Here is a 13,476-nt window from a genome sequence, read left to right as displayed (position 1 = left end):
GTCCGTTTGCGTTATTGGCCGCTTAAATTTTGAAGCATTCCGATTTGGCGCCGGTTTTATAGCGATCAAGCCGAAACAACGGCACGCGCCTGTTCGAGATAACGGCAGGCCATTGCGGCTGTTTCGCGGCCTTCCCGGATAGCGTGGACGGCAAGGGATGGTCCGAGCCGCGCGTCGCCCGCAACAAAAACTCCGTCAGCGGCAGTCATTCTCGTCGTGCGATCGGCGGCGACTCGACCCCTTTCCGACATGCCTACCCGACCGCCAGTCAGCGGCCCTGCATCATCAACAAGAAAACCGAGTGCATTGACGACCATGTCGGCGGCGATTTCGAATTCCGAGAAAGGCTTCTTTCGGGGGATCAGCCTGCCGCCATCGCCGTCCGCAACTAGGTCCGTTCGATGGGCGCGCACTGTGCGAATGGCGCCGTTACGCCGGACGCTTTCAAGCTGGGAAGCAATTATTTCAACGGGAACCCCCGACAATGCTTCCGGCTGGCTTTGCCATTCGAATATTGCTCCTTCTTCTTCAGCATGCGCGACTTCGCGTTCAGATCCGGGCATGTTCGCTCGATTCCGTCGATAGAGGCAGATGACGCTGGCGGCGCCCTGTCGCACAGCCGTCCGAACGCAATCCATCGCAGTGTCGCCGCCGCCGATCACGATAACGCGTTTACCAGCGGCGTTGATTTTGGGCGCTTCACTTTCGCCGATTTGAGCGCGGCTTGACGCGACGAGGTAGTCCATCGCCGGAATTACGCCTGCCAGCTTTTCCCCGTTTAGCCCGAGCTGTCGCGGTCGGTGGGCGCCATAGGCGAGTATAATAGCATCGTGTCGTTCTTGGAGTTGATTGAAAGAGAGATTGTCGCCAAGGATTTGGCCGCCATTAAAGGTTATGCCTGCATCGGTCAGCAGGCGTGCCCGGCGAGCAACGACATATTGCTCCATTTTAAATTCGGGAATGCCGTATGACATTAGCCCGCCCATTCGTTGGTATCGATCATAAAGATGAACTTCGTGGCCAAAGGCGCGCAGTTCTTCGGCCGCAGCCATCCCGGCAGGCCCCGCGCCGACAATTCCTATGCTTTGACCAGTCCGTTTCTCAGGGCGTCGCGGCTTGACCCATCCTTCTTTCCACGCCGTCTCGCCAATATGGCGTTCGATCGCGCCGATGGTCACTGCGCCGTGACCGCTCTGTTCCAGCGTGCAGGCCCATTGCGCTTCACACAGGCGATCCTGAGGGCAGATGCGCCCACAGATTTCAGGAAAATTGTTTGTCTCCTGCGCCAAGTGATAGGCCTCTTCCAGTCGCCCTTCAGCAGTTAGTTTCAACCAGTCTGGTATGTTGTTGTGCAGTGGGCAGTAGATATGGCAATAGGCGATCCCGCACTGTTCGCACCGTGACGCCTGCGCCGCAGCGGGCTCTGCTGCAAAATCGGGCAAAATTTCACGGTGATCTTGCACGCGTTCCTTGGCGGCGCGCTTAGCCGCAAGTCCGCGATCAATCGACACGAATTTCTGCATGCGCTCTGGCATAAGCGGTTTTTTCTACGGCAACTTCAAAAACAAAGCAGTATATATAATACTGCATTTAGCTCTTGCCAGGTTGGGCGTCAATACCCTCGCGAGCCTTTGGGCTAGAATTCAGAGTGGGAGACACGCAAACCGAACGATAATTCAACGCCAGCTCTCGAGTGAGCGCCTGTGAGTTTATTCGCGGGCGAGTGACAATAAAGTTGCAGGATCGCAAGATCGGCTTGAAAAATACCGATGAGACGTGTCGTCGCTGTATCGACGCCATGCTTGTGAACGTCGCCCGGCGGGTTTTGACCCTTCGGGGGCATTGTCCCCCGCCGCTGACTTTTCGCCAGAGAGCGGGAGAAGGCGTCAGTCCCGCGGATCCTGCAGCGCCGTTTCAATGCGTAAAGTGATGTCCGACTATTTCGTGCAGTCTGCACGCTTAAGTCGGAAAATCAGCGCCGCACCGCCCGTATGAGAGCAGGGCGGTCGACAAGGAAACCTCATCGCGGCCTCAATTGGCTCCAACCTTGGATGTTGCCGTGGGCCAGGTTGCTGGCGATATGTCGCCTTTGTTTCCTACCTCATGTAGAGGAAAACGCTTCCTTATTCGAAAATTGTACTTCCGTCCGCTCGCTGACAGCGCGGCCACGCCGGAACGTCTTATCCGAGTATTGCCGAGCGTTGCTGGGCATTGCCGAAATTGGCCTGCGCTCCAACTCCCTGATGCGTCTCAAACCCGCGATGATCTCCACCGAGACGATGAAAGGGAGCGGACGGCATGCCAGTGAACGCAAAGAAACGGGAAACGGACGAACGTCACATTTCAATGTTGCACACGGCGTTTTGCTCCGTCATCCGCGATGCGCTCACAGAGCCCGACACGATCGAGATCATGGCCAATCCCGATGGCTCGGTCTGGATTGAAAAGGCCGGGCGCGGCGTCGTCGCTTCCGATCATCGTCTCGCCCCCTCCGACCGGGAGCGTGTCATCCGCCTGGTCGCCTCCGGGACGGGAGAGGCCCTCTGCCGCAAATCCCCGATCGTCTCCGCAGAACTCCCCGGCGGCGGCGAGCGGTTTGAAGGCCTTCTCCCGCCCATTTCTTCCGCGCCGTGCTTTTCGATCCGCAAGCCGGCCGCGACGCTGTTCGGTCTCGACGATTATGTGGGGCAGGGCGCCCTGACGCCGGCCCTCGCCGCGTCGCTGCGCGCAGCGCTTGATGAGCGGCGCAACATCCTGATCGCCGGCGGCACATCGTCGGGCAAGACCACTTTCACGAACGCGCTGCTCGCAGAGTCCGCTTTCGCAAACGACCGCATCCTGATCCTCGAAGACACGCGCGAGCTGACCTGCACCGCGCGCAATGTCGTGCAGCTGCGCACGCACCGTGAGCATGTCTCGCTGCAGCAGCTTGTGCGCTCGACCTCCTGAAGGCGTGGAACACCGGACATCCGGGCGGCGTCACGACCTTGCATGCGAATTCCGCGCGCGGCGCGCTCGCCCGGCTTGAGCAATTGACGCTCGAAGCCGCGCGCCAGGCGCCGGTCGCGCTGATCGCGGACGCGATCGACGTCGTCGTCTTCATGAACCGGTCTGGCGGCAAGCGCCGCGTCGAGGAAGCGCTGCGCGTCACCGGTTACGGCGCGGACGGCTACCTGACCGAGCCGCTCAATTCCCCCGCCCTTTCTGTCGTAAGCCAAGGAGATGCGTCATGACGCTCTATTCGCAAATGAAGGCCGTGAACCGGACCGTGCAGGCCGCCGCCCTGATCGCAATTGTCGCGGCGAGCGCCGGTCCCGCGCATGCGGCCGGCACCGGCATGCCCTGGGAAGGCCCGCTCGATCAGATCCTGCAATCGATTGAAGGCCCGGTCGCGCGGATCGTTGCGGTGATCATTATCACCCTCACCGGCCTGACGCTCGCTTTCGGCGAAACCTCCGGCGGTTTCCGCAAGCTGATCCAGATCGTCTTCGGTCTCTCCATCGCCTTCGCGGCGACGAGCTTCTTCCTGACCTTCTTCTCCTTCGGCGGCGGCGCGCTCGTCTGATGACCGAAGGCTACGAGATCCCGCTTCATCGCTCGCTCGCCGAGCCGATCCTGATGGCGGGCGCGCCGAGGGGCGCCGCCATCGCCATCGGGACGCTCGCCGCAGCATTGGCGCTGGGTCTCCGGTTCTGGATCCCGGGCCTTGCGCTCTGGGCGCTCGGTCATTCGGCGGCCGTCTTCGTCGCGAAGAGCGATCCTGACTTCATGGCCGTGGCGGCGCGCTCGACCCGTCACCGGGAGCATCTCATATGCTGAACCTCAAAGAATATTCCGAAACGCCGCGTCTCCTCGCCGACTATCTGCCCTGGGCGTGTCTTCCGGCGCCGGGCGTCGTCCTCAACAAGGACGGTTCGTTCCAGGCGACGTTCCGTTATCGGGGGCCCGATCTTGAAAGCTCGACCGAGGCGGAACTCGTCGCGGTCATGGCGCGCGTCAACAATGTGTTGCGCCGGTTCGGCTCCGGCTGGGCGCTCTTCTTCGAGGCGCAGCGCGAAGAAGCGGGAGACTATCCCCATGGCGCGTTTCCGGACGCTGCGTCATGGCTTGTCGATATGGAGCGCGCCCTGCAGGCGGATGAGGCCGGTGCACGGTTCGAGAGCCGCTATTACGTGACGCTGCTCTGGCTGCCGCCGGCGGATGCAGCCGGCAATGCGGAACGCGCGCTGATCCAGCGCCCGCAGCATCGGGATTCCGTGACATGGCGGCAAAGGCTGGAGACGTTCGAACAGCAGGCGTTGCGGGTGTTCGATCTTCTCTCGACCTGTCTCGCCGACATCGCGCGCCTCAGCGATGACGAAACCCTGACCTATCTCCATTCGACGATCTCGGCGAAGCGCCATGCTGTTGCAGCGCCGGAGCTGCCGGTCTTCCTCGATGCGATCCTCGCGGATGAGCCGTTCGCAGGCGGGCTCGAACCGATGATCGGCGAGGCGCATCTGCGCACGCTGACCATTCTCGGCTTCCCGGCCTCGACGCTTCCCGGCATCCTCGACGAATTGAACCGTCAGGGCTTTGCCTATCGCTGGGCGACGCGGTTCATCGCCATGGACAAGGCGGAGGCCGAGAAGGTCCTCAGCCGCAAGCGTCGGCACTGGTTCGCGAAGCGCAAATCGATCGGCGCGGTGCTGCGCGAGACCCTGTTCAACGAACAGGCGGCGCTCCTCGACAGCGACGCCGACAACAAGGCGGCCGACGCGGATGCTGCGCTTCAGGAACTCGGCAGCGACCTCGTCTCCTATGGCTATGTCACGACGACGATCACCGTCGCCGATGCGGACGCGAAAGCCGTCGAAGAAAATATCCGCATCGCCGAACGCATCGTCAACGGACGCGGCTTCACGGCCATCCGCGAAACGCTGAATGCGGTCGAAGCCTGGCTCGGCTCCTTGCCGGGGCATGTTTACGCGAATGTGCGCCAGCCGATCCTGCACACGCTGAACCTTGCGCATATGGCGCCTGTGTCGGCAGTCTGGGCCGGCTCAGCGGAGAACCCGCATCTTGGCGGCCCGGCGCTGATCGAGGCGCAGACCGACGGGACGACGCCGTTCCGCCTGAACCTCCATGTCGGCGATGTCGGCCACACGCTCGTGGTCGGCCCGACCGGCGCCGGCAAATCGGTGCTGCTCTCCATGCTGGCGCTGCAATGGCGCCGCTACCGGCAGGCGCAGATCTTCATCTTCGACAAAGGCCGCTCGGCGCGCGCGGCGACGCTCGCCATGGGCGGCGCGCATGTCGATCTCGGCGGCGCCGACCGACCGCGCCTCCAGCCGCTCAGAGACATAGACACGGAACCGGGCGCGCGCTTCGCGGCGGACTGGCTGGTCGGTCTCTGCGCCGGGGAAGGCGTCGTCTTGACGCCGGACCTCAAGGGCCGGCTGTGGGAGGCGATCAGTGCGCTCGCAAGCGCGCCGGCAGGGGAGCGCACGCTGACGGGACTCTCGCTCATGCTGCAGGAGGAGACACTCAAGGCCGCGCTCCAGCCCTATACGCTCGAAGGCCCGCATGGCGGCCTGATCGATGCGGATACGGACAGTCTCCTCCTCGCCGAAACGGTCTGTTTCGAGATGGAAGAGCTGATGCATGCGGGCGGTGCGGCGCTTGCCGTGCTGACCTATCTTTTCCACAGGCTCGAAGCGCGCTTTGACGGACGGCCGACGCTGCTCGTTCTCGATGAAGCCTGGCTCTTTCTCGACAATCCGGCCTTCGCCGCGCGCATCCGCGAGTGGCTGAAGACGCTGCGCAAAAGACAAGTCGCCGTCGTGTTCGCGACGCAATCGCTGGCGGACATTTCGAATTCGAGCATCGCGCCGGCGCTGATCGAATCCTGTCCGACGCGGATCTTCCTGCCGAATGAGCGCGCGGCAGAACCTCAATCGCAGGAAGCCTATCGGCGCTTCGGTCTCAATGACCGCCAGATCGAGCTGATCGCCCGGGCGACGCCGAAGCGAGGTTATTACTACCAGTCGCCGCTTGGCGCGCGCGTGTTCGATCTGGGACTCGGCCCCATCGCGCGCGCCATTTGCGGCGCCGCCGACCCGGTGAACCAGAAGCGCATCGACAAGGCGTTTGCCGAAGCGGGACCGCAAGGTTTCGCCGCCGCCTTCCTGCGCGCCAGGGGCCTCGACTGGGCGGCGGACCTGCTCGGCCGCTGGCCTGGGGTCAACGTCCGCGAACCGCTGGCGGACGCACCTGATTGTTTCGATCCCGCCGAACTGGAGATGTCGCCATGAATTATCGCAGATTTATCAAGGGCGCATTGTGCGCCGGCATCCTCGCGATAGCGCCGGCGGCGCGGGCGCAATGGACGGTCTACGACCCGGCCAACCACATCCAGAACATCCTGCAGGCGGTGCGCACGCTCGAAGAGGTCGAGAACCAGATCGAGCAGCTCGCCCATGAAATCGAGATGCTGGAGAACATGTCGCGCAACCTCGAAACGCTGCCCGTCAATGTCGCAGAGGCGATCATTCTCGACCGGATCAACCACATCAGCGAATTGATGCGCGAGGCGGAAGGCATCGGCTACGGCGTCGAGACGGTCGAACGCGACTATGACGCGGCCTATCCGGAAACCTATGGCGCGACGCCGCCGTCTGATGCGGCGCTTGTGGAGGACGCGCGGCAACGCTGGCGGCAATCGCGGCTCGCCTATCGCGACACGCTCGTCACGATCTCTGCCGCGCTTGCGGACAATGAAACCGACGCCGGCGCCATCGCCGGGCTCGTCGAGCGCAGTCAGTCGGCGGCGGGCGCGCTGCAGGCGGCCCAGGCGGGCAATCAGATCGAAGCCATGCAGACCGAACAGCTCATGCAGATAGAGGCGATGATGGCGGCGCAGTACCGCGCCGAGGCCCTCGATCATGCGCGCGAGCTTGCGGAAGAAGAACGCGCCCGCGCCCGTTTCCAGCGCTTCATGGAGAACTGATCGGCCATGGACGTGATCGACACATTTCTCGCGACCTTTATTCGCTATATCGACTCCGGCTTCGGCCTCCTCGCGGACGACGTTGCTTACCTGTCGACGACGCTGATCGTGATCGATGTGACGCTGGCCGGCCTCTTCTGGGCGCTGTCGCAGAACGCCGACGTCATTGCAGGGCTATTGAAGAAGATCCTCTATGTCGGCTTTTTCGCTTTCGTGATCGGCAATTTCTCGCTGCTCGCCGGCGTGATTTTCGACAGCTTCGCAAGGCTCGGGCTCACCGCGACGGGCGGCGCCATGACGGCGGAGGATCTCTTGCGTCCGGGGTTCATCGCCGGCGTCGGTCTCGATGCGGCGAAACCGCTGCTCGAAAAGATCGCCGGCATGTCGGGTCCGGTCGCTTTCTTCAACAATTTCGTCATGATCGCGGTGATGTTCATCGCCTGGGCGGTGATCATCATCGCCTTCTTCGTCCTCGCGGTGCAGCTCTTCATCACCATTCTCGAATTCAAGCTGACGACGCTGGCGGGCTTCGTGCTCGTGCCCTTCGCGCTCTGGAACAAGACCTCGTTCCTGGCCGAACGCGTGCTCGGCAATGTCATCACCTCGGGCGTCAAGCTGATGGTGATCGCCATCATCATCGGCATCGGCTCGACGTTATTCGCCGCCGTAACGGACGCGTTCAACACGGGCGACGACCTGACGCTCGCCGAAGTGATGGGCAGCGTCCTTGCTGCGCTCGTCTTCTTCTGGATGGGCATCTTTGCGCCGGGCATCGCGTCGGGCCTCATCACCGGCGCGCCGCAACTTGGCGCCGGTTCGGCCGCGGGCGCCACGGCAGGCGTGCTTGCAGGCGCCTATGCCGCCGGCCTTGGCGGCAAGGCGCTGATCGGCGCGGGCGCGAAGGGCGTCTCCGGCGCGGTCAAGGCGGGCGCGTCCATGGCCGGCGGCGCGCGCACGTCTTACGCGATGGGGTCGGTCGCTTCCGGCGCGAGCGGCGCCGGCGCAGTCGCTGCGGGTCTGGCGGGCGTCGCCCGCGCCGGCGGCGACGTTGTCCGCCGCACCCTGTCGCGTCCCGGCGACGGCATTCGCGAAGCCTACACACAAGGCGCGCGCGGCGCATGGAACGCGACGGGTGGCTCTCCCATTGGCGGCGCGTCCGGCGCAACGCCCTCCGCGCCGCCTGCATCGACCGGGAGCCCCGCCTGGGCCCGGCGCATGCAGACGCGCCAGCACATGACACACGCAAGCCAGGCGGCGGCCCACACATTGCGCGATGGCGATCACGGCTCATCCGGCGCGGCGCCGACCCTCACAGACAAGGACGACTGACCCATGCTCTTCAAACGCTCATCGACCAGCTACGGCCATAGCCCTTATCCGGAAACGCCCTATCAGAAGGCGGGGCAGGTCTGGGACGAACGGATCGGCTCGGCGCGCGTGCAGGCGAAGAACTGGCGGCTGATGGCGCTCGGCTGTCTCGCGCTCTCCTTCTCGACCTCCGGCGGCCTTGTCTGGCGCAGCCTGCAATCGACGGTCACGCCCTATGTAGTCGAGATTGACGAGACCGGCGCGGCGCGCGCCGTCGCGCCGGCGATGGAGCGCTACAATCCAAGCGATGCGCAGATCGCGCATCATCTGGCGAATTTCATCAGCCATGTGCGCGGGCTTTCGGTCGATCCGGTGGTGGTGCGCCAAAACTGGCTCTCGGCTTACGACTTCGTGACGGACCGCGGAGCGATTGCGCTCAACGAATATGCGCAAGCGAACGATCCTTTCGTGGATATCGGCCGCAAATCGCGGACCGTCGAAATTGTAAGCGTGGTCCGCGTCTCCGATGACAGCTTCCAGGCGCGCTGGATCGAAAAGAGTTTCGAGAACGGCGCGCTGATGAAGTCCGACCGCTTCACCGGGCTCTTCACCATCGTCACTCAGCCGCCGCGCGATGCGGCGACGCTGCGCGCCAATCCACTCGGTTTGTATGTCCACGAGCTCCATTGGGGCCAGGACCTTGTCACAGGAGACTGACCCATGCGCTTGTTTCTGACCTCATCCATGCTCGTCCTGACCGCTGCCTGCGCGTCGGCGCCGGCCGGTGACGGGTTCGACCGTGCCGGCTTTGTCGGCGCCGTCCCGTTCGAAGAGACGGAAGACTATCCGGTCGAAATCGTCGAGACCGCCGTTCCCCTCCCGCTGCCGGGACAGTTGAAGAAAATCGAGACGGCGCCGGCGAAGCCTCCGGTCCCGCCGGAGCAGGCGATCGAGGAAGGCCGCGAGCATGCGCTGATCGAGCCGACGCCGGACGGCTATGTAAATGCGATCCAAGTCTACCCTTACGCGGAGGGCGCGCTCTACCGGCTTTATTCGAGCCCCGGACAGGTGAGCGATATCGCCTTGCAGCCGGGCGAAGACCTCGTGTCGGTGTCCGCGGGCGATACGGTGCGCTGGGTGGTGGGCGACACGGTCTCCGGCTCGGGCGGTGAAGCCCGCGCGCATGTGCTCGTGAAGCCGATCAATGCCGGCATCCGCACCAATCTGATGATCGCGACCGACCGCCGGACCTATCATCTGGAGCTCGAAAGCGTCGAGACCGGCTACATGGCGGCCCTCTCCTGGCGCTATCCGGCCGATGAACTAACGCGGCTCGCCGCGCGCAATCGCGATGCACTTGCCCGTGAGGAGGGATCGGTTGAACGCGGCGTCGCCATCGACGGGCTTAATTTCGAGTATCGGCTCACGGGCGACGATCCGGACTGGAAGCCGGTGCGCGTGTTCGATGACGGGCGGCAGGTCTTCATCCAGATGCCGGCGTCTATCGCGACCACCGATATGCCGCCGCTATTCGTGCTCAACGACAAGAACGATGCGGAACTCGTGAACTACCGCGTGCGCGGCAATTACTATGTCGTCGACCGGCTGTTCCGCGCGGCGGAGCTGCGGCTCGGCGAGAAGCGCCAGACGGTCGTGCGCATCATACGGATCGAACGCGCGGCATCGCCCGATACCGGATCGAAGGGTTGAGCGCGATGGCCGATCCGGTTCCCTTCGACGAACATGCCGAGCGCCTCAAAATCCGGTCCTCGCCCCGGCCGGTCGCGAAGATCAATCGCAAACTGCTGATGGCGGGCGCAGCCGCCGGCGCGCTGCTGCTGTTCGCCGCCGCCAGCATCGCGCTCAAGCCGCCGCGGGCCGTCGATCCCGGCGACCGCCAGGAACTCTACAACATTGCGAACACGCGCAAGCCCGAAGGGCTCTCATCGCTGCCGACAAGCTATAGCGATATGAAGCGCGACGTTCCGCGTCTCGGACCGCCGCTCGCGGGCGATCTCGGCGCGACCGTCCTGCAGGCTGAGCGCGATCTTGGCGTCGAACCGGAATATGCCGAACGCTTCGATGATGATTTCCGGCCCAATCCGGAAGACGAGGCCGAGCGGGCGCGCCGCATGCGGCTTGCCGCGCTCGAAGACGAAGCGGCGCGGGCGCCGGTGTTCTTCCGGTTGCAATCGGAAACCGCAGACCAGCCACGCGGCGGACGGTCTGCGGAACGCGAGGCCCTCGACGGAATCGGCGCGGAGCTGACGGCGCTTGCGGGCCTTCAACAGCGCGCAATGACCGGCGGCAACGCGTCGGCGGATCCGAACCTGCAGGACCGCAAGCAGGCTTTCGCCGGCGAGCGCCCCGATGCGGCGATCTACAATCCGCACAGTGTCGAGGATCCCGTATCGCCGTTTCTGGTCATGGCGGGCACGCTCATCCCGGCATCTCTCATCACAGCCATCAACAGCGACTTGCCGGGGACCATCATCGCCCAGGTGTCGCAGCCGGTCTACGACACCGTCACGGGCGGCTATCTCCTGATCCCGCAAGGCACGCGGCTCATCGGGCGCTATCAGTCGGAAGTCTCGTTCGGCCAGGACCGCGCGCTCATCGTCTGGGACCGGATGATATTCCCGGACGGGACGTCTGTGGTGATTTCGGAGCCTGGCGCGGACGCGAGAGGCTATGCCGGCGTCGCCGACCGCACCGATCATCATTGGGGCAGGGCCTTCGCCGCGGCGGGGCTCGCCACCATTCTCGGGATCGGCGCGGAACTCGGCTCCGGAGACGACAGCGACATCGAGCGCGCGATCCGACGCGGCACGAGCGACACGGTGAACCAGGCAGGACAGCGCGTGGTCGAACGCAATCTTGGCGTTCAGCCGACGATCCGCGTGCGGCCCGGCTGGCCGGTGCGCGTCATCGTCACCCGCGATCTCGTGCTCCGGCCGCATTGAGGAGCCGTCCATGACTTTGCGCATCGACAAACTGCCCGACCGGACGCCGGTCAAGCTGACGATCAGCGTCGATCCCGATCTTGCCGCGGCGCTTGCCGATTATGCGGCGATCTACCGGCAGACCTATGGCGAGGAGGAAAAGCCCGAAACGCTGATCCCCGCCATGCTCGAAAACTTCCTCGGCGCCGACGCCGGGTTCAAGCGGGCCCGCAAGGCCCTTCACACCAACGCCAGCAAAGGAGAGTAACCCATGGCGCAGATCGGCTCATTCACGCTGAAAGACGGCAAATACACCGGCACGATCCGGACGATGACGATCAACGTCAAAGCCCAGCTCGTGCCCAACAAGGACAAGGCCAATGACGACGCGCCTGATTTCCGGATCTATGCCGGCGGCGCGGAGCTCGGCGCGGCCTGGCGTCAGGACTCAAAAGACGGCGAAACGCCCTACCTCGCGGTCAAACTCGACGATCCGAGTTTCGACAAGCCCATGCGTGCGGCCTTTTTCGAGAACGAGAAGGACGGGACAGGCGTCATGGTTTGGAGCCGGCAGAAGGCAGGCTGATCAACCAAACGTTAGTTAGCGACGCATGCGGTAAGAGGCGCCATCGGGATGGAACAGGTCAAGCTTGTTCGACTGGAAAGAGCGATCGAGAAAGTCGCGATTCTGATCGATCAGACCGGTGAGGATTTCTGGCCGATACTTGAACGGCTGGAGGCGGAGAGAGATGCGTTGATCTCCCGAGAGGTTCGGTTAGCAAAATACTTGTCGCAAAGTGCAGGCTCGCGGGGGAGGCAGAAGCGTAGAAATGGCCGCTCTCTTTCTTCACTTGTTCGGCGAGAAACGCCGTTATTAAAACGCGAGGCGTGAAACAAGCTTCTGAAGATGCTCAAGCGACGCGCCTTTACCGTAACGCTCGCGATCAAGCCGGTGCCCGAAAAGGTCGCGCCGGACACGGTCGTCGATCCCTTCAGCGATCATGCGGTCTTCAAACGCGTGCCGTAGCGAGTAAAAGGAATGCTCCGGCGTTTCGAGAAGACCGTTTTCCCTGAGAAATTTGTTCACGGTGCCGCTAAGCGACGAGCTATTCCGGTAGCGCGGGAAGCCTTTCGGAAACGCCCTGAACGCTTCGAGAGACACGCCTGTTAGCGGGATGACCCGCCGGGAATACTGCGTCTTCAGTTGGCGGCCATCCGGCTCGATAGCGATATGCGGCACATTGTGGTCGAGACGAATGGTGGCTTCGGTGAGCGCGGCGCCTTCGGACGGGCGATATCCCGTGTTGACCATTCCCAGGAACAGCGCGCGCGCCTCATCATTCATTCCGTCTAGCGCGGCAGGGGCCAGAAGGCGCGTTCGAATCCAATCCGTGCTGAAAGGCGGCCTGGTGCGCTTCTCACCCTGCCGGAAGGACAACTCTCCGAGCGGAAGATCTATTCCCAGCCGCCGCATATTGTTGACGGTCTTCAGAATGTCGCCGAGATGCGTCAGATCCTTATTCGCCGTGTTGGCCGTGACTTCGTTTGCTTCAATTCGCTCCAGCCAGTGCTGACGGAAATCCAGCATGTCGTCGCGGGTGACCTCGTCAATCGGTTTGTCGCCGCAGACGGCGACGAAATTGCGGACCGCCTTGATGCGCGGGTTCTTCCAGCGCCGGAGTTGGTCTTCGCTCTTGCCCAGGGTGCGCTCGCGCGCGAGTGTCCAATAATCTTCCAAGGCGCCTTCAACCGTGATTTTCGGTTTCTCCGCGACTCCAAGTAACGCAGTAGCCTCAATCGAATCCGAGTTGCCGCCATCGTTTTGGATGGCTTCCACCCGCTCCATCAGTTGTTCGATCGGAAGAAGTGCGATCTCGTTCCTGTCGAGGTAATGGAAGCCGCGCAGGCGGGCGAGTTCCAGTGCGGCGCTGTAACGTTCCCGGGCTTCGCTTGAGTCGCCCGCGAGCCGCGCCTCCCAGGCTTCTGTAAGATGCGCCCACGCTCGGTCAGCTTTGCCGCGGGCGATGCTCTCTGAGTCCGTGTGAAGGCTCATCCAGATTGTGTTTCTGGATTCCACGCCCTCATAACGACGCGGCACGCGCCTTTTCAGATAGTAGGTGCCCTCCCTCATGATGACAGACATCGCCAAAATCCCCACCGTTTTGCCGAGAAATGTGTAGCAAATTGTGTAGCAAAATGAGTAGCAAATCAAGCCACTTAGCTCCGTCGTACTTTGCA

15 protein-coding genes are annotated in these 13,476 nt (G+C 63.1%); 13 read left to right on the top strand and 2 right to left on the bottom strand.

The window, feature by feature from the left end:
- Positions 1–65 precede the first annotated feature (65 nt).
- Positions 66–1,523, bottom strand: a complete 1,458-nt coding sequence (locus tag CW354_RS02105; protein WP_207764618.1) for a glutamate synthase subunit beta — start codon at positions 1,521–1,523, stop codon at positions 66–68.
- Between the two features lie 775 nt (positions 1,524–2,298).
- Between CW354_RS02105 and CW354_RS02100 the strand changes: the two genes are divergently transcribed.
- From CW354_RS02100 to CW354_RS22870, 13 genes are read left to right on the top strand one after another with little or no spacing between them, the layout of a single operon-like run.
- The gene (locus CW354_RS02100) at positions 2,299–2,949 is read left to right on the top strand and encodes an ATPase, T2SS/T4P/T4SS family (RefSeq protein WP_491059809.1); all 651 of its coding nucleotides are present in this window, start codon (positions 2,299–2,301) and stop codon (positions 2,947–2,949) included.
- Positions 2,950–2,987: 38 nt separating this feature from the next.
- On the top strand, positions 2,988–3,233 hold the full coding sequence (locus CW354_RS24185; RefSeq protein WP_491059808.1) for a hypothetical protein: 246 nt from the start codon (positions 2,988–2,990) through the stop codon (positions 3,231–3,233).
- 14 nt (positions 3,234–3,247) lie between these two features.
- The gene (locus CW354_RS02095; RefSeq protein WP_104828487.1) at positions 3,248–3,565 is read left to right on the top strand and encodes a TrbC/VirB2 family type IV secretion system protein; all 318 of its coding nucleotides are present in this window, start codon (positions 3,248–3,250) and stop codon (positions 3,563–3,565) included.
- Positions 3,565–3,819 (top strand): VirB3 family type IV secretion system protein, encoded by a 255-nt coding sequence (locus CW354_RS02090; RefSeq protein WP_104828376.1) that lies wholly within the window; start codon positions 3,565–3,567, stop codon positions 3,817–3,819. Before CW354_RS02095 ends, CW354_RS02090 begins: the two co-directional genes overlap by 1 nt.
- Positions 3,813–6,293 carry a conjugal transfer protein TrbE gene (gene trbE, locus CW354_RS02085; RefSeq protein ID WP_104828375.1) on the top strand — a complete coding sequence of 827 codons (2,481 nt, stop codon included), beginning with the start codon at positions 3,813–3,815 and terminating at the stop codon, positions 6,291–6,293. The genes CW354_RS02090 and trbE overlap by 7 nt, the downstream gene beginning before the upstream one ends.
- Positions 6,290–6,988 carry a P-type conjugative transfer protein TrbJ gene (gene trbJ / locus CW354_RS02080; protein WP_104828374.1) on the top strand — a complete coding sequence of 233 codons (699 nt, stop codon included), beginning with the start codon at positions 6,290–6,292 and terminating at the stop codon, positions 6,986–6,988. The genes trbE and trbJ overlap by 4 nt, the downstream gene beginning before the upstream one ends.
- 6 nt (positions 6,989–6,994) lie before the next feature.
- Positions 6,995–8,317, top strand: a complete 1,323-nt coding sequence (gene trbL / locus CW354_RS02075; RefSeq protein ID WP_104828373.1) for a P-type conjugative transfer protein TrbL — start codon at positions 6,995–6,997, stop codon at positions 8,315–8,317.
- A gap of 3 nt (positions 8,318–8,320) precedes the next feature.
- Complete coding sequence (trbF, locus tag CW354_RS02070) at positions 8,321–9,013, top strand: conjugal transfer protein TrbF (protein WP_104828372.1); 693 nt, start codon at positions 8,321–8,323, stop codon at positions 9,011–9,013.
- Between the two features lie 3 nt (positions 9,014–9,016).
- Entirely contained in the window at positions 9,017–10,006 is a 990-nt protein-coding gene (gene trbG, locus CW354_RS02065; protein ID WP_104828371.1) for a P-type conjugative transfer protein TrbG, read from the top strand.
- A gap of 5 nt (positions 10,007–10,011) precedes the next feature.
- Positions 10,012–11,259, top strand: a complete 1,248-nt coding sequence (locus CW354_RS02060; protein WP_104828370.1) for a TraB/TrbI/VirB10 family type IV secretion system protein — start codon at positions 10,012–10,014, stop codon at positions 11,257–11,259.
- A 10-nt stretch (positions 11,260–11,269) separates the two neighbouring features.
- Complete coding sequence (locus tag CW354_RS02055; protein ID WP_104828369.1) at positions 11,270–11,506, top strand: DUF2274 domain-containing protein; 237 nt, start codon at positions 11,270–11,272, stop codon at positions 11,504–11,506.
- A gap of 3 nt (positions 11,507–11,509) precedes the next feature.
- Complete coding sequence (locus CW354_RS02050) at positions 11,510–11,824, top strand: DUF736 domain-containing protein (RefSeq protein WP_104828368.1); 315 nt, start codon at positions 11,510–11,512, stop codon at positions 11,822–11,824.
- A gap of 48 nt (positions 11,825–11,872) precedes the next feature.
- A complete protein-coding gene (locus tag CW354_RS22870) occupies positions 11,873–12,130 on the top strand; it encodes a hypothetical protein (protein WP_133162128.1) in 258 nt (85 codons plus the stop codon).
- On the opposite strand, the gene CW354_RS02045 is transcribed toward CW354_RS22870, so the two are convergent.
- Positions 12,113–13,381, bottom strand: a complete 1,269-nt coding sequence (locus CW354_RS02045) for a DUF6538 domain-containing protein (RefSeq protein WP_104828367.1) — start codon at positions 13,379–13,381, stop codon at positions 12,113–12,115. The genes CW354_RS22870 and CW354_RS02045 overlap by 18 nt on opposite strands.
- Positions 13,382–13,476 lie beyond the last annotated feature (95 nt).

It is taken from the genome of Hyphococcus luteus (assembly GCF_002943565.1).
GTDB classification, from domain to species: domain Bacteria; phylum Pseudomonadota; class Alphaproteobacteria; order Caulobacterales; family Parvularculaceae; genus Hyphococcus; species Hyphococcus luteus.
The sequence above is the reverse complement of the archived record's forward strand: the minus strand, read 5'-3'. Positions and strand labels throughout refer to the sequence as shown.